The following is an 18,451-nucleotide window of genomic DNA, read 5'->3' as shown; positions in this document are numbered from 1 at the left end:
TTGGTCGACTCGTCGTCAGCCCGTGGTCAGGCCGAATACCACGAGGAGGATCGCCCAGCACACCATCACGACCAAGGCGCCCGCCGCATTGGTACGCACGGAACGTGCCCCGTTGGGCAGCAGCCAGAATGCGAGGGCTCGGTTGACCAGCGGCATCAGCACCCAGGTCAGGATGGAGACGCTCAGCACATTGGAGATGAACAGGCCCAGATACCCGGGTATGCCCCAGTCGGCGAATACCTTTCCCACCGTCAGATTCAGGACCATCACGGTCGGATACAGAGCCAGGACGACGGACATGGCCTGTTTCCAGTTGGACGGAATCCCTTCCTCGTCGCCCTCCCCGAAGCGGAACCAGCCACTGAACGCCGACCCGATCTTGCGTACGTCGTACGAGGAGAAGTACTGACGCCCCTCTTCCAGTAGCTTTTCGCGGTCGGCGGAGGCGAGCCAATCGTCGAGGTTGCCACGGGTGTCAAAACGGAAAGCGACCACCCACTTGTCCTGGATTCCCTCCACCGGCTGGAACAACTCGGTCCCCCTGAAGCCGGGATGCTTTTCCTGCACCTTCAGGACTTTGTCCTGCCACCGCACAAAGTCGGACTCCTTCCCCGGCCGCACGGAATGGGAGATGACCGCAGTGACAGTTTCCTGCTCCTGAGGGGCAGGCGCCCCGCCGGCAAGCACCTCTTGCGTCGGAGCCCCCTCGAACAGTGGGCGCGCCTCATTCAGGAGCTCGCGGCGCGCGCCGGAGTCCAGCCATATGGTCAGCTCGTCAATACGGGAGAACCGGAAGACCGCCACCCACTCGTTCTCCTCGCCGGAGCCCGGTGGATACACCTCCGCGCCCTCGAAGCCGTCAAAGCCTTCGGCAACGTGGTTGGTCTTCTCCTGCCAGCGCTTATACGCGTCAACCCGACCCTCCCGGACTTTCTGGGAGGTCACGACGGTCGCGCCGTCGCCGCCCGGGACACGGCTTGCAGCAACACCCATACGGAGTAGCCTACTACGTAGGGGAGTTATCGGACAAATGGGGGATTGCACCTCACTGAGTAGTGAAGCGGAGGTTCGACATGGGGCACAAGGAGTTTCTGGCCGAGGCGGTACGGCTGGCCACCGAGTCCGTGGAAGAGGGATGGGGCGGCCCATTCGGCGCGGTCATCACCCGTGACGGCGAGATTCTGGCCCGCGGCCAGAATCGCGTGCTCCTCACCGGCGACCCCACCGCGCACGCCGAAGTGGAGACCATTCGCAAGGCGGTTCAGCGGCTCAATCCCGAGGCGCCCTCCATATCGCAGGAGCACCAGAACGAGAGCACGCTGGAATACGTGCCGCGCCCGGAAGGATCCCCCGATTCGGTATCGGAGAGGGCCCGGATGCTCAAAGGGTGCTCGATCTACATCAGCGGCGCCCCGTGCCCGATGTGCATGAGCGCCATCTACTGGTCGCGGATCGACAACGTCTATTTCAGCTGCGATTTGAAGGCCACGCGTGAGATCGGATTCGACGACGCCTTCCAGTACGAGGACTTCATGAAGCCCCTCGACGAGCGCAGGATCCAGATCGAGCAGATCCATCCCGAGTTGGGCGCGAAGGCCTACGAGGCGTGGAGCTCAAAGCCCGACCGGCACCCGTACTGACGAACCTCGGCACTGAACCTCAGCGGTAGCGGATCTCGGCGAACGGCCAGTCGGCGGTGAGCCAGGCGCTGACGGCCTCGTACAGCGGCTGGTCGAGACTCCCACGGTCGGCCCGTACCCACGAACGCACTGTGGTGACGGCCGGGTCGTCCCGGTCCGGGTAGATGTAGACGCAGCCGACTGCGACATCGGTCACGGTCCCGGTCCCGGTCTCGAGGACGGTGTACGTGAAGCCCCGCCGCTGCTCGAAGTCCCCGGCGTGCCCGACCAGATCAGCCAGATTCTCCTCCGCCGTCATCCCCTCGGCCGGTGGCCAACTCCGGGTGAAACCAGGAGTCTTGCGGATGTGCTCGATGCTCGACGTCCACGCGGCGAGGTCGGCCTCGTTGTGCTCGGGCCCCAGCGGTTCGAGACGGAATGGCCCGCAGTCGAGTTCGCGCGGCACCACGAATTCATCGGGCACGAAGAGAGTGTTCGACATCTGTGCAGGGTAGCCGCCTACGCTCCCCGTCCATGAGCCAGTCCCCCGCCTCCGCGGCCCCGCCTTCTGTTGTGCTCTTCGAACCCGGCCTGCCGCCCGCCATCATCGACTGGCCGCCCTACTGGCGGCCCGCAGGCTGGGCCTCGGCGGTCGTCGCCGTCGACGCGTTGTGCTGGTACGAGGCCGAGGCCGCGCTGCTCGACCGGTGAGCGCATCTGCCCGACTGGCGTCAACTGCTCCTTCGCGCCTTGGTCTTCCGTATCGCCACCCACGCGGCACTTGGCAGCGCGGAGGAGTATGCGTACCGCCCGGTCGTGGATCTCGTCATCGACCGCGGCTGACACGGTTGGGCAGGCCGCGTGCCACCTGCGCCTCGCCCGGTCGGCATGGCGGGCGGCCTCTCCCGCGAGCCGGTGGCGGGGTGGGGGTGGTTACCCGGCGTCCTGGCTGACAGCGCCCCGTGCGAGCAGCAGCAGCGCGTCGACCAGGTCCTCGGCCGGCCCGCCCGTAGCCAGTCTGCGCAGTTGCAGGCCCATCACCAGCGCCACGGTGGTCGCGGCGAGGCGCTCGGCGTCCGGGACGCCGAGGCCGGTGAGGATCTGCGCCGCCAGCCGGTCGTATGCCGCGAAGGCCTCTGCGGCCGCCTCCCGCAGCCGCTCGTCGCGCCCGGCCTCGACGTACAGCTCGAAGGGCGCGATGTGCTCGCTGTCGAAGGACGTGCCGCCCGCCACCTGCCCGGCCAGGGCGGCGGCGCCCGCGATGTCGACGCCGTCGCTCTGGCACTGGTCCGCGAGCTCGGTGAAGCGGCGGGTCTCCTCGCGCACGAAGTGCAACAGGCTCTCGCGCAGCAGCTCGTGCTGGGTCTCGAAGTGGTACGTGACCGAGCCGAGCGAGACGCCCGCCTCCTTGGCGATCCGCCGGTTGGTGACCGCCGCGACGCCGTCCTTGCCGATGATGTGCAGGACGGCGGTGATGATGCGCTGCCGGGTCGGGGCGGAGCGGGCGGGGTTGGACATGACGGTCATTGTTCCACCGGCGCGCTCCCCCTGATCACCGGGGCGGGCGGCCGCTTCTCGTGCCACCGCTGGTCCGCCTCGAGTTGGGCGGCGAGTGAGATCAGTCGCTCCTCACTGCCGGCCGGACCGAGCAGCTGGGCACCGACAGGCAGTCCGTCACCGGTGAGGCCGGCCGGGACATTGACGCCGGGCCAGCCCAGTACGTTCCAGGGCCAGGCGTACGGGCACGCGGCCGCCATCGTCGAGTCGGTGCGCCAGGCGCTCATACCGTCGAAGGTGCCGATGCGCGGCGGCGGCGCGGCGGTGGTAGGGGTGATCACGACGTCGTAGGTGTCGAAGATCGCGCCGATCCTCTGGTGCTGACGCGCCTCACGGGCGCGGGCGGCCCGCACCACACGGCCGCCGAGCCGTCGGCCGTTGCGCATGGCGCTGCGCGTGCGCGGGTCGAGGAGGGCGGGATCGGGGTGCAGGGCTGCGACTTCGGCGATCCCGGCGGTGGCGCGCGGCACGAAGGCGAGGCCGATCAGCCCGTAACGCGGTCTGGCTTCCTCCACCTGGTGGCCGAGGCGGCCGAGGGCCTCGGCAAGTGCGGTGACGGCGCGGCGCACTTCGGGGTGGGGCATGGCGCGGGTGAGGGTGAGCGGGGGGCGCCAGGCGAGCGCGATGCGCAGCCGGCCCGGATCACGGCGGGCGGCGGCGGAGGCGTCGATCGCGTCCGGCTGGTGCAGATCCTCGGGGTGCGGGCCCTGCACCACATCGAGGAGCAGGGCGGCGTCGGCGACGGTGCGGGCGAGCGGGCCGTTCACAGCGAGGCCCTGGAAGGCGTCGGCGTAGGGATGCAGGGAGACGCGTCCGCGCTGTGGCTTGATGCCGACGAGATGGGACCAGGCGGCCGGGATGCGGACCGATCCGGCGCCGTCCGAGCCGAGCGCCGCGGGTACGAGCCCTGCGGCGACGGCAGCCGCGGAGCCGCCGGAGGAGCCGCCCGGGGTGTGGTCGGTGGACCAGGGGTTACGGGTCGCTCCGAAGGCAGGTCCCTCGGTGAACGGCCACTGGCCGAGTTCGCAGGAGTTGGTTTTGCCGACGATCACGGCGCCGGCCGCGCGGAGGCGGCGTACCGCTTCACCGTCCGCGGCGGCCGGGGCGAGTTCACCGTTGCAGCCGAAGAGCGTGGGCAGCCCGGCCACATCGGTGTCGTCCTTGACGGCGAGCGGCACACCGAGGAGCGGCAGGCGCTCCCCCGCCGCCAGTCGCCGGTCCGCGTCACGGGCTTCGTCGAGCGCCCGTTCGCCGCGCACCCAGCGGAAGGCGTTGATGGTGCTCTGGCTGGCCTGGATGCGCTCGATCGCGCTGGTCACCAGCTCCTCGGACGTGGTCCGCCCCTCACTCAACTCCCGTACGTGCTCTGTCAGTCCGGCGAATTCATCTGTGGACACGACCGCCCCGCCTCCCTATTGTTCGTTCGAACGAACAGAACTGGAGGGTAACCAGATGCGCATCACCGGAGCAACCGTTCTGCTGACCGGGGTCACCGGCGGTATCGGCGGCGCACTCGCCGCCGAACTCGCCGAAAAGGGCGCCAAGTTGGTACTGACCGGGCGCCGGCCCGACGCGCTGGAACCGCTCGCCGACCGGTACGGGGCCCGCACGATCGTCGCCGACCTCGCCGACCCGGCGGATGTGGCACGGCTCGCCGCCGAGGCCGCTGGCACGGACATCCTGATCGCCAACGCCGCGCTGCCCTCCAGCGGCGACCTGCTGGACTACACCCCGGAGCAGATCGACCGCGCCCTGGCGGTGAACCTTCGCGCCCCCGCGATGCTGGCCCGGCTGCTCGCCCCCGCCATGGTCGAGGCGCGACGGGGACATCTGGCGTTCGTCGGCTCGATGTCGGGCAAGACGGCGACGAAGTACTCCGCGCTGTACGACGCCACCAAGTTCGGTCTGCGTGGCTTCGCACTCTCGCTGCGCCAGGATCTGCACGACCACGGGGTCGGCGTATCGATCGTCCAGCCCGGGTTCGTGAGGGACGCGGGCATGTTCGCGGCAACCGGCGCGGAGGCCCCTGCGGGCCTGCGCACGGTCTCACCCCGGCAGGTCGTGGCGGGCGTCTTCCGCGCCATCGAACAGGACCGGGCCGAAGTGAACGTCGCCCCGGTCGAGATGAAGGTGCTCACCGCGATCGGTGGTCAGTTCCCGGGCTTCTCCGAGCGCGTCCAGCGCCGCGCGAGCGGCGCGGACCGCACGGTCCGGGACATCGTGGAGGCGCAGCGCAACAGCCGCTGAGGGGAGGGAAATCTGCCCCGCCGGCGATTGAGGCGCAGGGTTCCGGGCGGAGCCCCGACAAGGCCGCCCGGCAGCGGGTTCGCTCTCAAACGCCGGACGGGCTGGACCCTCCCGTGAGCCGGTTCGTCCTCACCTGCCGGACGGGCTGGACCTTCCGCCCGACAGGAGGCAAAAATCAGGCTCGCCGGTGATTGAGGCGCAGGGTTCCGGGCGAAGCCCCGACCAGGCCGCCCGGCAGCGGGTTCGCTCTCAAACCCCCGACGCGCTTGAATTTGCCGCGCGGCCCCGCTCCGGCAGCATCAGCACCACATACAGCACCAGCGACGCCGCCAGCCCCACCGCCCAGCCATAGTTCGCGAGCGGCTTCAGGAAGGGGATCAGCCCGTCCTCGGGGAACGGCCCCTTCCCCTCCGCCGAGTGCGAACCGCCCACCGCCAGCAGCCCACCGACCACGAACGCCGCCACAGCGCGCAGATTCCAGCCGGAGGTGTACCAGTAGCGGCTCCCCGGCGTGTAGAGGCCGGCCAGATCGAGGGCCGTACGGCGGACGATCCAGTAGTCGGCGATGAGGATGCCCGCGACCGTGCCGAGCAGTCCGCCCACCAGGCCGAGCCAGGTGAAGATATAGAGCTCGGGAGTCTCGGTCAGCTTCCACGGCATTATCAGGACGCCGACAACGCCCGTGATCAGCGCTCCCCTGCGGAAGTTGATCAGCTTCGGCGCCAGATTCGCCAGGTCATAGGCGGGCGACACGACATTCGCCGCGATGTTCACCGAGATCGTCGCGATCAGCACCGTCACGAGCGCGAAGAGCAGTCCGAAGACATTGTCCGTCTTGGCTGCGAGTTCGACCGGGTCCCAGATCGCCGCCCCGTACACCGCCTGGGAGCCGGAGGTGACGAAGACCGACAGCAGGGCGAAGAGCGTCATCGTCGTCGGCAGACCCAGCGACTGCCCCCAGATCTGCGCGCGTTGGCCCGCCCCGAAGCGCGTGAAGTCCGGGATGTTCAGCGACAGCGTCGACCAGAAGGCGATCATCCCCATCAGCGAGGGGAAGAAGACCGGCCAGAAGTCCGCGCCCCAGCCGAGCTTGGAGGGCTGGTCGAGCAGCGGTCCGAGACCGCCCGCCTTCATGGTGATCCACACCAGCAACGCCAGCGCGCCGACGATGACGAAGGGCGCGGCCCAGTTCTCGAACCGTCGCAGCGTCTCCATCCCCCGGTAGATGATGGCGAGTTCGAGCACCCAGAAGAGCAGGAAGCAGACCCAGAGCGTCCACGGCTGCCCGCCGACCTCCGAGGCCTTGGCCCAGCCGCCGAAGATCTTGCCGAGCAGAATGAAGATGCCCTGCCCGCCGATCCAGGTCTGAATGCCGAACCAGGCGCAGGCCACCCCGGCCCGGATCAGCGCCGGCAGATTCGCGCCGCGCAGTCCGAAGGACGCCCGCGCGAGCACGGGGAAGGGAATGCCGTACTTGGGTCCCGCGTGCCCGGTGAGCAGCATCGGCCCCAGCACGATCAGATTGGCGAGGCTGATGGTGAACACCGCCTGTTTCCAGTCCATCCCCAGCGTGACCAGGCCCGAAGCGAGCAGCCAGGACGGGATGTTGTGGGCCATGCCGACCCACAGCGCGGCGAAGTTGTATGTCGTCCAGCGGCGCCGCGCGACCGGGACGGGCAGCAGATCGTCGTTGACGAAGCGATGGTCGGCGGGGACCGCGCCGGGCGCGAGCTCGACGCGGCCCGACAGGTCCTGTATCGGTCCTTCGGACGGGGCGGGCGGGACGGTCGCGGTCATTGCTGCTGGACCTTTCAGCGGTTGAGTGCCGGGATGATCTCGGAGCCGTATGCGTCGATGGTCGCTTCCTTCGCGTCGTGCATGTTGTAGACCGCGAACTGGTCGACGCCCAGCTCGCGCAGCGCCGTCAGCTTTTCGATATGCGCCGCTGCGGGCCCCAGCAGACAGAAGCGGTCGACGATCTCGTCCGGGACGAAGTCCGTGGACGGGTTCCCGGCGCGGCCGTGGTGGCTGTAGTCGTAACCCTCGCGTGCCTTGATGTACGAGGTGAGGGCCTCGGGCACCAGGTCGGAGTGTTCGCCGTAGCGGGAGACCAGGTCGGCGACGTGGTTACCGACCATTCCGCCGAACCAGCGGCACTGTTCACGGGCGTGCGCGAGGTCGTCGCTGACGTACGCGGGCGCGGCGACGCAGATGGTGATGGAGTCGGGGTCACGTCCGGCGTCGGAGGCGGCGGTGCGTACGGCCGTGACCATCGACGCGGTCAGATACGGGTCGGCGAGCTGGAGGATGAACCCGTCGGCCTGCTGGCCCGCGAGCGCCAGCGCCTTGGGGCCGTACGCCGCCATCCACACCGGCAGCTTTCCGTTTCGCACCCATGGCAGCTGCAGCGGCTGGCCGTCGACGACGGCTTCCCGGCCCTCGGCCAGATCGCGGATGACGCCCATCGCCTCGCCGAGCCTGGCCAGGGTGTTGGGCTTGCGTCCCGCGACACGCATCGCGGAGTCGCCGCGTCCGATACCGCACACGGTGCGGTTGCCGTACATGTCGTTCAGCGTCGCGAAGGTGGAGGCGGTGACCTCCCAGGTCCTGGTGCCCGGATTGGTCACCATCGGGCCGACGGTGAGCTTCTCCGTGTGTTCGAGAATGCGGCTGTAGATGACGAAGGGCTCCTGCCAGAGCACCGCCGAGTCGAAGGTCCAGCCGTAGCGGAAGCCGTTGCGTTCCGCGCGTCGCATCAGTCCGACGACGGCCGAGGCCGGCGGGTCGGTCTGCAGGACAAGTCCGAAGTCCATGGCCTGGCCGCTCCTAGATGAGGTTCCTGGACGAGGTGCCCGGATGAGGTTCCTGGACGAGCTAGGTGGATGAAGTGGCTAGCTGAGGTACTGGCAGGTGCCGCGTGGAGTGTACTGGCCGTGTCCCGCCCGGCCGGTGAACTCCCGCCCGTCGATGACCACTTCGCCGCGCGACAGCACGGTCTCCACCTGGCCGGTGACCCGCTTGCCCTCGTACGCGGAGTAGTCGACGTTCATGTGGTGGGTCTCGGCCGAGAGGGTCTGTTCGGCGTGCGGGTCGTAGATGACGACGTCGGCATCGGCGCCGGGAGCGATGGTGCCCTTCTTCGGATAGAGGCCGAACATCCGGGCCGGTGTCGCGCAGGCGATCTCGATCCAGCGGCGACGGGTGAGGTGTCCGTCGACGACCGCCTGGTGGAGCAGATCCATCCGGTTCTCCACGCCCGGCAGCCCGTTGGGGATCTTGGAGAAATCGCCGCGGCCGAGTTCCTTCTGGCCCTCGAAACAGAACGGGCAGTGGTCGGTGGAGACGACCTGCAGGTCATTGGTCCGCAGCCCGCGCCAGAGCGCGGCCTGGTGCTCGCGCGGCCGCAGCGGCGTGGAGCAGACGTACTTCGCGCCCTCGAAGTCCGGTTCGGCGAGGTTGTCGGTGGACAGGAAGAGGTACTGCGGACAGGTCTCGCCGAAGACATTCAGCCCCTTGTCGCGGGCGGCCACCAGCTCGGCGACGGCTTCCTCCGCCGACACATGGACCACGTACAGCGGAGCTCCCGCGACCCGCGCCAGCTGGATGGCTCGGTGCGTGGCCTCGGCCTCGAGCAGGACCTTGCGCACCTCGCCGTGGTAGCGCGGATCGGTGCGGCCCTCGGCCAGCGCCTGCTCCACCAGGACGTCGATGGCGATGCCGTTCTCGGCATGCATCATGATCAGCCCGCCGTTGGTGGCGGAGCGCTGCATGGCGCGCAGGATCTGGCCGTCGTCGCTGTAGAAGACGCCGGGGTAGGCCATGAAGAGCTTGAAGGAGGTGATGCCCTCCTCCACCAGCTTGTCCATCTCCTTCAGCGACGACTCATTGACGTCGGAGAGGATCATGTGGAAGCCGTAGTCGATGGCGCACTTGGCGTCGGCCTTGGCGTACCAGGCGTCCAGGCCTTCGCGCAGGGCGTGGCCGACCGACTGCACCGCGAAGTCGATGATGGTGGTGGTGCCGCCCCAGGCCGCGGCCCGCGTCCCGGTCTCGAAGGTGTCGGAGGCGTGGGTGCCGCCGAAGGGCAGTTCCATATGAGTGTGGGCGTCGACGCCGCCCGGAATGACGTACTTGTTCGTCGCGTCGATGGTGCGGCCGGCGGTCCAGGCCTCGGACACGGCGGAGCCATGGGCGGCGAGCGCCGCGATCCGGCCGTCCTCGATCAGTACGTCCGCGTGGATCTCGTCCGCGGCGGTGATGACCAGACCGCCGCGGATCAAGGTGCGGGTGCTGCTCATGCTGGTGCGCTCCCTCTCGTACGCTGAACTGGAGGATGAACTGAGTCCTCGACTAGACGCTGTGCAGGGCCCGTTCGAGGATCGAGGCGCCTTCTTCCGCTTCCGCGACGGTCAGCGACAGCGGCGGGGCGATGCGCAGGACGCTGGTGTTGTGGCCGCCGCCCTTGCCGATCAGCAGCCCGCCCTCGCGGGCCGCCTCCAGGACGGCCGAGGCCGCCTCGGGGTTCGCCTCGTCCGTGCCGGGCTTGACCAGCTCGATGCCGATCATCAGGCCTCGGCCGCGTACTTCCCGTACGGACGCGGCACTCGCTCCGATGGCCCGCAGCCGCTCGATCAGCAGACCGCCGACGCGGCGGGCGTTGCCCTGGAGGTCGTGCTCCAGGAGATACGAGAGGTTGGCGGCGCCGGCCGCCATGGTGACCGGGGAGCCGCCGAAGGTCGAAATGGAGTTGGCGTCGAGGGAGTTCATGATCTCGGCGCGGGCGACGACACCGCCGATGGACATGCCGTTGCCGATGCCCTTGGCAAAGGTGAGCATGTCCGGCGGCCCGTTCTCGGCGTGCGCCTGCCAGCCCCAGAAGTGCTCGCCCGTGCGGCCCCAGCCTGTCTGCACCTCGTCGGAGATCCACAGGATGCCGTGTCGGTCGAGGACCTCGCGGAAGGCCGCGTACAGACCGTCGGGCGGCGAGGTGAAACCGCCGACGCCCTGGATGGGCTCGGCGATCAGCGCGGCGACACCGCGGGTCTGCCCGAGCAGATCCTCGAGGTCGGCGACGCATTCCTCGATGAACTGCGCGTCGGACAACCGGGCGTAGGGGCCGCGGGTGCGGACGCCGCCGTGCACGTACAGCGTCTGCAACGGGGAGAGGCTGGTGGGCGACCAGCTGCGGTTGCCGGTGATGGAGACCGCGGAGAAGGACCGGCCGTGGTAGCTGTTGCGCATGGCCAGGATCTGGTTGGAACGGCGGAACGCGGTCGCGAGCAGCAGGGCTGTGTCATTGGCCTCGGTGCCCGAGGTGGTGAAGAAGACCCGCGCGTCGGGGATGCCGGAGAGGGTCGCGACCCGCTCGGCGAGCTCGACCATCGGGCGGTTGAGATAGAGCGTGGAGGAGTGGATGATCCGCCCGGCCTGCTCGCTCACCGCCTTGGTGACCTCGGGGAGAGCGTGAGCGGTCATGGTGGTGAGGATGCCGCCGAAGAAGTCGAGGTAGCGGTTGCCGTTCGCGTCCCAGACGTGCCGGCCCTCGCCGTGCGTGATCTCGATCGGCTGCTGGTAGTAGAGGGCGACCCAGTCGGGGATGACGGCCTTGTGGCGGTCGTGCAGGTTGGTCACGGCTGCACCAGCCCGTCGTAGGCGTCGGGGCGACGGTCCCGGTAGAACGCCCACTGCTGTCGTACGACATCGATCAGGTCGAAGTCGAGGTCCCGTACGAGCAGCTCCTCCTCCTTGTCGCTGGCGACCTCACCGACGAACTGGCCTCGTGGATCGACGAAGTAGCTGGTGCCGTAGAAGTCGTTGTCGCCGTACTCCTCCTGGCCGACACGGTTGATGGCGGCGATGTAGTACTCGTTGGCGACGGCGGACGCGGGCTGCTCCAGCTGCCAGAGGTACCCGGATAGCCCGCGCGAGGTGGCGGACGGGTTGTAGACCAACTGAGCTCCGTTCAAGCCCAGTTGACGCCAGCCCTCCGGGAAGTGACGGTCGTAGCAGATGTACACCCCGACCCTGCCGACCGCCGTGTCGAAGACCGGCCAGCCCAGATTCCCCGGCTTGAAGTAGTACTTCTCCCAGAAGCCCTTGACCTGCGGAATGTGGTGCTTGCGGTACTTGCCGAGGTAGGAGCCGTCGGCGTCGATCACGGCGGCGGTGTTGTAGTAGAAGCCGGCGCCCTCGATCTCGAAGACCGGGACCACGATCACCATGCCGGTCTCGCGGGCGAGCTCCTGCATCCGGCGGACGGTCGGGCCGTCCGGGACGGGCTCGGCCCAGCGGTAGTGCTCCGGCTCCTGGACCTGACAGAAGTACGGCGCGTTGAAGACCTCTTGGAAACCGATGATCTTGGCGCCCTGGCGGGCCGCCTCGCGGGCGTGTTCCTCATGTTTGGCAATCATGGATTCGGTGTCGCCGGTCCAGGTCGCCTGGACGAGTGCGGCGCGTACGACATGGGCCATGAGTTGCTCCTTCGACGGCGCGTCAGAGAGCTTCTACGCACGTAGATGCGGTGCGTAGGAGGAGAACGTAAGCCCCGTCACACGGCGGGGCAAGACCATCGTCGTTAACCCGCAGAGTCGATCATGTTTCACACCCGAGCGGTCCACTCCGAACCGCTTCAGCCGCTGAGGTGACCCGCTACGCGCAGCGCGTGGACGAGATCGCGCTCATGCGCCGCGGACTGGGCGCGTGCGGCGTCGAGCAGCTGCGGCACAAGGCGGCGCGGATCCCGTTCGGCGATTCTGGCCGTGTCCTCGGCGGTGTGCACCTGTACGTAGGCGGTCAGTAGAGCCCTTGCCTCCGGATTCCGGCTCTCGTCCTCGAGGGCGAGTACGGCGGCGGCGATGTCGTCGGCGGGGCGGGCCACGCCTTGGCGCAGCAGCTGTCGGCTGTCCTCGGTCCGGCCGGCGGCGGCGAGTGCTCCGGCTGCCGATGCGAGCCGCAGGGCGGGCTGCGAGGCGGCCTCCCACAGCAGGGTGGCCCAGTCGGCGTCGAGGCCGGCGCGGTGCAGTTCGGCCGCCAGGAGGGGCAGCCAGGAGGCGGGCCGGACGGCGGCCTCGCAGATCATGGCGTGCGCCTCACCGCTCAGCCCCTCGGCCCGGAGCCGGCTGAGCGCGTCGACGGTCTCCCGCGCGGCCCTGCGCGCGCCGTCCGATACGGCGGGGGCGGCGGGTGTTTCCTGACTGGGTGCGGCGCCGCCGTATCTGGCACCGCGCGGGACGTCGTCGGTGACGGGCAGCACGGGCACGGCGGCGATCTCGTCCCCGCTCCCCTCGACGCCGGCGAACCGGGCGCCCCCACGGGGCCGCCGTTTCTTGGCGGAACGGGTCTCGGACTGGGCGGGCGGGCCGACCGGGGGGTCGGGCTGTGCCTCGGGGCGGGCGGAGCCGGTGCGGGTGCCGCTGGACGCCGCTGGACCGGGAGGGGTTGGACCGAACGCGGTTGGACGGGGTGCCGCCGGGTCGCCGGGCTCGGCCGCGGCGGGCTCCGGCCGGAACCAGTCGTCGGGCAACGAGGGCCTGCCCGGCCGGCGAGTGGCATCGCTGCCCGGACGGGGGTACGCGTCGTACGCCGGGTCCGCACCCGGTCGTTCCCGGAGGGCGTCCCAGCCGTCGGCGGCGGCCGCCCGGGCCTCGGCCGCGGTGGGCCGTTCGTACCGCCGAGCGAAGCCGGACCAGTCGTCCGCCTCCCGGCCGTGCTCCGCTCCGCCGCCCTGTCCGTGCGGCCTGCCCGGCCCGTTCGGCCTGCCCTGTCCGTGCGGCCTGCCCGGTCCGCCCGACCCGTTCGGCTCGCCCGGTCCGTCCGCGGGGCGCGCGGGTCCGCCGAACACCGGGGCAGATCCGGCACCCTCGGCCGTCTCCTGCGCCCACCGGGGCCGGCCGTCCGCGGGGGCGGCGTGCGCATACCCGTCCGGCGCGGCGGACTCCTCCTGGTCCGCGGCCCACCCCACGCCCGAGCGCGTGCGTCCGTCCGGCACCCGCGTCGGCCCGGGGCCGGCCGAGGTGTCCGCCCGGCTGTACCAGCTGTCCGGCAGCACGGACGTCTCCTCGTCCGCGCCGGGCCCGTCAGGTACCGCCGCAAGCCGGCCCCGCAGCTCCCCCACCCGGGCGGTCGCCCTCGCGTGGTCGTCACGTGTCCAGGCCAGTTCGTTGGCGAGTTGCTCCGACGCCGGTGTGCCCTCCGGTTCCCCGGCCAGGCGGCGCACCAGCTCTTCCGCCCGGCCCGTCGCGTACACCTGCTCGCGGCGCATCAGTTCGAGTCGTTCCGTCAGTGCCTCGCGGCCGCCCGGCTGCCGGTCGTGCACCGCCGCCGAGGCTGTGTGGAGCCGTCTCGCGCGCACGGTTTCGGGCTCGGCGAACTGCGCCCCGCGCCCCGTCGCGAGGTCCTGGAGCAGCGACTCCACCACGTCCCAGGGCGGGATCTCGACACCGTCCAGGCAGGCCCGCATCCCCTCGGGGTCCCGCTGGCAGAAGATCCCGTACCAGCCGTCACCCGGGTCGAGCAGCGCGGTCAGATCTCTCAAGTACCGCGCGAACGTCCCGGCCTCTACCGGAAGTTGATGCACCGTCATCGCCGCCCCTGCGCCACCGCCCGAAAGCATCCGCTCCGGATGCATTCGACCGCAGTCGTGTTACGGCTCTGCTACGGACAGTTTTCAGATGGTCACCGCGATGCCGGTGTGCGGCCGCTTCCCGCGTCGCACGATCGTCGCGGGCCAGTCGACCAGCCAGAACTGCCAGGTGTACTTGCGGGCGAGGAGCTTACGGATCGCGCCCATCGCGTCCCCCTCCAGCAGCCGCGCCGTGCCCTCCGCGCTCGGGGCACCGTCCGAGTTCCGGCCGCGTACGTCGCAAACCGTGACGACGACGCGGCTGTTGTTGCGCAGGCGCTTGACCTTCCAGGAGTCGGAGCGGGTCCAGAAGAAGATCTCACCGCCGTCCACCGCGAACCACACGGGCGTGGCGACGCCCATCCCGTCCTTGCGGAACGTGGTCACGCTGATGTACTTGGCGTCGGCGAAGTCTTCGGGAGTCACGACGCGAGAGTACGCCGCGCCGGGTTCCGAGGCGTGCGTCAGGGGGTCCGGTTCAGGCAGCGGGCGCCAGCGCGCAGCTCGCGACCAGTTCGTCCATGGACAGACCGAGGACCGCGGCGAGTGCCGCGACGGTGAAGAAGGCGGGGGTCGGGGCGCGGCCCGTCTCGATCTTGCGCAGAGTCTCGGCGGACAGTCCGGCGGCCGCGGCCACTTCCACCATGCTGCGGTCGCCGCGCGCCGTGCGCAGCAACCGGCCGAGCCGTTCGCCGCGTTCACGCTCTTCGGGAGTGAGAGGAGTGCGCACCATGCCGTTATTCTAATGCCGGTATTAAAATACCGGAAGGACCGGTATAGTAATTGGCATGGTGGAGATCAAAACCGATACATCAATCGACGCGATGCGCGAGGCCGGCCGCATCGTGGCCCAGGCACTCACGGCGGTCCGGGAGGCCGCGGCCGTCGGCGTCAGCCTCCGCGATCTCGACCGGGCCGCCCGCACGGTCCTGGGTGAGGCCGGCGCCGCATCGCCCTTCCTCGACTACCGCCCCGAGTGGGCACCTACCCCCTTCCCCGCCGTCATCTGCGCCTCCGTCAACGACGCGATCGTGCACGGTATCCCCGGCGACTACCGGCTGCGCGACGGCGACCTGGTGAGCATCGACTGCGGCGCGATCCACGGCGGCTGGGTGGGCGACGCGGCCGTCAGCTTCACCGTCGGACGCGCCCGCGCCGAGGACACAAGGCTGATCCGTACCGCCGAGGAGGCGCTGGCGGCGGGCATCGCGGCGGCCGTCGTCGGCAACCGCATCGGCGACATCGCCCACGCCGTCGGCCGGGTGTGCCGGACGGCCGGGTACGGGATCCCGGACGGTTTCGGCGGCCATGGTGTGGGCCGCCATATGCACGAGGACCCGGGCGTCCCCAACGAGGGACGCCCGGGCCGGGGAATGCCCCTGCGGCACGGCATGGTGCTGGCGATCGAGCCGATGGTGATCGGCGGCGGCACCGACAACCACTACACGGCACGCGACGGCTGGACGGTGCGCACCGCGGACGGCAGCCGTGCCTCCCACGCGGAGCACACGGTGGCGATCACGGACGACGGCCCGCGCATCCTGACCGCGCTCTAGAGCGGGTTTTGGAAGCCCCGCCGGGCGGGCCCGCCGAGCAGGCCCGCCCGGTCGCCCCGCCCCACCGTCCGCCTAGTTGTCCTGCAGGAACTTCTTGGCGAGGGAGTCACCGAGGCTCACCGCGGCGCCGTGGCTCTCGATCGGAGAGACCTTGGAGTTCTTGAACAGGATGTACGTGACACCGGACTCGGCACCGCCGGTCTCCGGGTCCGGGTCGATGCCCAGCGCCTTCGCAGTGGCGTAGGACGCCTCGCCGATGATCTTGTTGGGGCCGGTGTCCCCGACGACGGCGTACTCCACCTTGTCGTTGTGGATGACGGCGACGACACCGCCACCCTTGATCCCGGCGCTCGAGTAGTTCCAGATGCCGCTGCTGCTCGGCACGACGACATACGGCAGCTTCTCGGCGTTCAGCGGTTTGCCGTTGGACTGATGGAAGGCCGTGTCGTCCTGGAACCAGGGGTCGGTGTCGGCATTGCACTTACTGGTGACCTGGCCGTCGCAGTCGACGTCCATGTCGGCCTTCCAGAACACGGCTCCGTTCTTCCCGCAGACCGGAATGTTCGCCGAAGTCTCGGTGTCCGACTTGTACTTGCCGTTGGAGATCTGCGAACAGTTCTTCACCTTGGCCAGCAGGTCGGCCGCGCTGACCGAACCTACCTTGACGCCGGCGGCCTTCGGAACGGCGGCATGCTGCGCCGAGTTGGCGGTGGCAGGCAGTGCCGCGGCCGCGAGGAGGGCGACGCCGGAAGCAGCGGCCAGCGCGAGCGTACGAGTGCGCATGGGGGTGGCCTTTCTGTTAGGAAAGTTTCCTTACCCGTTTCAACGACCAAATGTGAGCCCTCTGCATGACCGCGTCAACCCCTGGCAGCACAACGCCCGCGACCCGACCGACCATTGAGGCCGGGGCCGCGGGCGTTCGACTTCTATCGGTCAGCCGCCGGACTGAGTACCGCTCGGGTGGACAACCATCGCGGAGCCACCGCCCCGCCGTACCTTCTCGGCAGCCGCGAGCCACCGCCCGTCGGGCAGCCGCTCGATGCCCGTCGCCGCGCCGATCTCCGGGTTCTGCCGGAAGGCATGGCCGATTGCCTCCAGCTCGGCGCGGAGCGGGCTGTTCCACAGCGCCGGTTCGAGCTCCGTCGTCGCCTGGTTGCGCTGGCTCGCGCGTGGCGCCGCGATCGCGTCGACCAGCGGCAGACCCCGGTCCAGACGGCCCGTGAGCGTCTGCAGCACCGTGGTGATGATCGTCGCGCCGCCCGGGGAGCCCACCGCAAGCACCGGACGACCGTGGTCGAGCACGATGGTCGGAGAGATGGACGAGCGCGGACGCTTGCCCGGGCCCGGCAGATTCGGGTCGTGGACGGCCGGACTGGCCGGAGCGAAGGAGAAGTCGGTCAGCTCGTTGTTGAGCAGGAAGCCGCGCCCCGGCACGGTGATTCCGCTGCCACCCGTCGACTCGATCGTCAGGGTGTACGCGACGACACTGCCCCACTTGTCGGCGGCGGTCAGATGGGTGGTGTTCTCGCCCTCGTACGTGGTGGGGGCGGCCGTTCCCGACGACCCGCACGCCGCGGGACTGCGCGGGTCGCCCGGCGCCAGCGGGCTGGTGAGCACCGCGTTGTCCTTGATCAAGCATCCACGCGAGTCCGCGAACCGCTGCGACAGCAGCTCCTTCGTCGGCACGTCCTCGAAGGCCGGGTCACCGACCCACCGCCCGCGGTCCGCGAACGCGATCCGGCTCGCCTCGATGAAGCGGTGCAGATACTGCGCCTGCGTGGCCTTCGAAAGGTCGCTCCGCTCCAGGATGTTGAGCGCCTCGCCGACGCTCGTACCGCCCGACGAGGAGGGCGCCATGCTGTACACATCAAGACCCCGGTAGCCGACCTTGGTCGGGGCCCGGCGCTCCGTCTCGTACGACTTCAGATCCTCGGCCGTCAGATCGCCGGACCGCACGACCCGCGCCGCGCCCGGGGCCACCGGAGGCTTGCGCACCGTACGGACGATGTCCTGGGCCAGCTCACCGCGGTAGAGGGTGCCGACGCCCTTGCGTCCCAGTTCCTTGTACGTACGCGCCAGATCGGGGTTCTTGAAGACCGAGCCGACCACCGGCAGTTTCCCGCCCGGCAGGAAGAGCTTCGCCGTGTCCGGGAAGTCCGCGAAGCGCGCCTGGTTGGCCTCGGTCTGCGAGCGGAAGGTGGCGTCCACGGTGAAGCCGTCCTTCGCCAGCCGCTCGGCGGGCCGCAGCAGTTGCCGCAGCGGCCTGCTGCCCCAGGCGTCCAGCGCGGTTTTCCAGGTCGCCGGGGTGCCCGGTGTGCCGACACCGCGACCGCTCGTCACGCCCTCCTCGAACGGGATCGGCTTGCCGTTCTCGAGGAAGAGAGAGGCGTCCGCGGACCGGGGCGCGGTCTCGCGGCCGTCGATGGTCCGGACCGTACGGGATGCGGCGTCGTAGTAGACGAAGAAGCCGCCACCGCCTATGCCCGCGGAGTACGGCTCCGTGACGCCAAGGGCGGCCGCGGTGGCCACCGCCGCGTCCACGGCGTTGCCACCGCGCCGCAGCACCTCTATGCCGGCGGCCGAGGCATCCGCGTCGACGCTCGCGACGGCGCCGCCGTAGCCGGCCGCCACGGGCGTCTTGACCGGGGGCGTTACCGGCGGCGAGTGGCTCGGCGGCGCCGCGGCGCCGATCGAGACCACGGCCGCGGCAACGGCCAGAACCGACACATTCCGTGCGGTAGAGCGACGCATCCGTACCTCCAGTCAACGTACGTCCGCGCAGCGTAACTTTACCGTGACCGCCCCGTCAGGCGCGTCTCGAACAATGGTCCGCAAGACCGCTAGCATGCGCG

At 69.8% G+C, this 18,451-nt stretch carries 18 protein-coding genes; 4 read left to right on the top strand and 14 right to left on the bottom strand.

The features are described from left to right. Window positions 1-15: 15 nt before the first annotated feature. Window positions 16-993, bottom strand: a complete 978-nt coding sequence (locus OG735_RS33735; protein WP_327326927.1) for an antibiotic biosynthesis monooxygenase — start codon at window positions 991-993, stop codon at window positions 16-18. 80 nt (window positions 994-1,073) lie between these two features. Here OG735_RS33735 and OG735_RS33730 point away from each other — a divergent pair, with 80 nt between their 5' ends. Beyond that, window positions 1,074-1,640: a nucleoside deaminase gene (locus OG735_RS33730; RefSeq protein WP_327326926.1), complete on the top strand. Its 567-nt coding sequence runs from the start codon at window positions 1,074-1,076 to the stop codon at window positions 1,638-1,640. A gap of 19 nt (window positions 1,641-1,659) precedes the next feature. Here OG735_RS33730 and OG735_RS33725 read toward each other — a convergent pair whose 3' ends face one another. Continuing rightward, complete coding sequence (locus OG735_RS33725) at window positions 1,660-2,121, bottom strand: N-acetyltransferase (protein WP_327326925.1); 462 nt, start codon at window positions 2,119-2,121, stop codon at window positions 1,660-1,662. A gap of 32 nt (window positions 2,122-2,153) precedes the next feature. Here OG735_RS33725 and OG735_RS33720 point away from each other — a divergent pair, with 32 nt between their 5' ends. Then, the gene (locus OG735_RS33720; protein ID WP_327326924.1) at window positions 2,154-2,330 is read left to right on the top strand and encodes a hypothetical protein; all 177 of its coding nucleotides are present in this window, start codon (window positions 2,154-2,156) and stop codon (window positions 2,328-2,330) included. 222 nt (window positions 2,331-2,552) lie between these two features. Here OG735_RS33720 and OG735_RS33715 read toward each other — a convergent pair whose 3' ends face one another. Next, window positions 2,553-3,137: a TetR/AcrR family transcriptional regulator gene (locus OG735_RS33715; protein ID WP_327326923.1), complete on the bottom strand. Its 585-nt coding sequence runs from the start codon at window positions 3,135-3,137 to the stop codon at window positions 2,553-2,555. Between the two features lie 5 nt (window positions 3,138-3,142). Next, the gene (locus OG735_RS33710; protein ID WP_327326922.1) at window positions 3,143-4,573 is read right to left on the bottom strand and encodes an amidase; all 1,431 of its coding nucleotides are present in this window, start codon (window positions 4,571-4,573) and stop codon (window positions 3,143-3,145) included. Between the two features lie 55 nt (window positions 4,574-4,628). Between OG735_RS33710 and OG735_RS33705 the strand changes: the two genes are divergently transcribed. Beyond that, window positions 4,629-5,423: an SDR family NAD(P)-dependent oxidoreductase gene (locus OG735_RS33705; protein ID WP_327326921.1), complete on the top strand. Its 795-nt coding sequence runs from the start codon at window positions 4,629-4,631 to the stop codon at window positions 5,421-5,423. 249 nt (window positions 5,424-5,672) lie between these two features. Here the strand turns inward: OG735_RS33705 and OG735_RS33700 are convergent, their stop codons facing one another. The 8 genes from OG735_RS33700 to OG735_RS33665 all read right to left on the bottom strand — a co-directional run bounded on the left by OG735_RS33700 (window position 5,673) and on the right by OG735_RS33665 (window position 14,776). Next, window positions 5,673-7,220 carry an NCS1 family nucleobase:cation symporter-1 gene (locus OG735_RS33700; RefSeq protein WP_327326920.1) on the bottom strand — a complete coding sequence of 516 codons (1,548 nt, stop codon included), beginning with the start codon at window positions 7,218-7,220 and terminating at the stop codon, window positions 5,673-5,675. A gap of 14 nt (window positions 7,221-7,234) precedes the next feature. Beyond that, window positions 7,235-8,236, bottom strand: a complete 1,002-nt coding sequence (locus OG735_RS33695) for a TIGR03842 family LLM class F420-dependent oxidoreductase (protein ID WP_327326919.1) — start codon at window positions 8,234-8,236, stop codon at window positions 7,235-7,237. A gap of 78 nt (window positions 8,237-8,314) precedes the next feature. Next, window positions 8,315-9,721, bottom strand: a complete 1,407-nt coding sequence (gene hydA, locus OG735_RS33690; RefSeq protein WP_327326918.1) for a dihydropyrimidinase — start codon at window positions 9,719-9,721, stop codon at window positions 8,315-8,317. Between the two features lie 52 nt (window positions 9,722-9,773). Beyond that, window positions 9,774-11,054 carry an aspartate aminotransferase family protein gene (locus OG735_RS33685; protein WP_327326917.1) on the bottom strand — a complete coding sequence of 427 codons (1,281 nt, stop codon included), beginning with the start codon at window positions 11,052-11,054 and terminating at the stop codon, window positions 9,774-9,776. Next, window positions 11,051-11,893 carry a nitrilase-related carbon-nitrogen hydrolase gene (locus OG735_RS33680; RefSeq protein ID WP_327326916.1) on the bottom strand — a complete coding sequence of 281 codons (843 nt, stop codon included), beginning with the start codon at window positions 11,891-11,893 and terminating at the stop codon, window positions 11,051-11,053. Before OG735_RS33680 ends, OG735_RS33685 begins: the two co-directional genes overlap by 4 nt. A gap of 158 nt (window positions 11,894-12,051) precedes the next feature. Next, entirely contained in the window at window positions 12,052-14,004 is a 1,953-nt protein-coding gene (locus OG735_RS33675) for a hypothetical protein (protein WP_327326915.1), read from the bottom strand. Window positions 14,005-14,088: 84 nt separating this feature from the next. Then, window positions 14,089-14,469 carry a PPOX class F420-dependent oxidoreductase gene (locus OG735_RS33670; RefSeq protein WP_327326914.1) on the bottom strand — a complete coding sequence of 127 codons (381 nt, stop codon included), beginning with the start codon at window positions 14,467-14,469 and terminating at the stop codon, window positions 14,089-14,091. A gap of 52 nt (window positions 14,470-14,521) precedes the next feature. Then, window positions 14,522-14,776 (bottom strand): helix-turn-helix domain-containing protein, encoded by a 255-nt coding sequence (locus OG735_RS33665; protein WP_327326913.1) that lies wholly within the window; start codon window positions 14,774-14,776, stop codon window positions 14,522-14,524. A 55-nt stretch (window positions 14,777-14,831) separates the two neighbouring features. On the opposite strand from OG735_RS33665, the gene map reads away from it, so the two are divergent. Beyond that, window positions 14,832-15,599, top strand: coding sequence for a type I methionyl aminopeptidase (gene map, locus OG735_RS33660; RefSeq protein ID WP_327326912.1), 768 nt, complete (start codon window positions 14,832-14,834; stop codon window positions 15,597-15,599). A gap of 72 nt (window positions 15,600-15,671) precedes the next feature. Here map and OG735_RS33655 read toward each other — a convergent pair whose 3' ends face one another. Together OG735_RS33655 and ggt are read right to left on the bottom strand one after the other, a co-directional pair. After that, window positions 15,672-16,382, bottom strand: coding sequence for a glycoside hydrolase family 75 protein (locus OG735_RS33655; RefSeq protein ID WP_327326911.1), 711 nt, complete (start codon window positions 16,380-16,382; stop codon window positions 15,672-15,674). A 150-nt stretch (window positions 16,383-16,532) separates the two neighbouring features. After that, entirely contained in the window at window positions 16,533-18,350 is a 1,818-nt protein-coding gene (gene ggt / locus OG735_RS33650; RefSeq protein WP_327326910.1) for a gamma-glutamyltransferase, read from the bottom strand. Window positions 18,351-18,451: the final 101 nt, after the last annotated feature.

Source organism: Streptomyces sp. NBC_01210 (genome assembly GCF_036010325.1).
Lineage (GTDB): Bacteria > Actinomycetota > Actinomycetes > Streptomycetales > Streptomycetaceae > Streptomyces.
The sequence above is the reverse complement of the archived record's forward strand: the minus strand, read 5'-3'. Positions and strand labels throughout refer to the sequence as shown.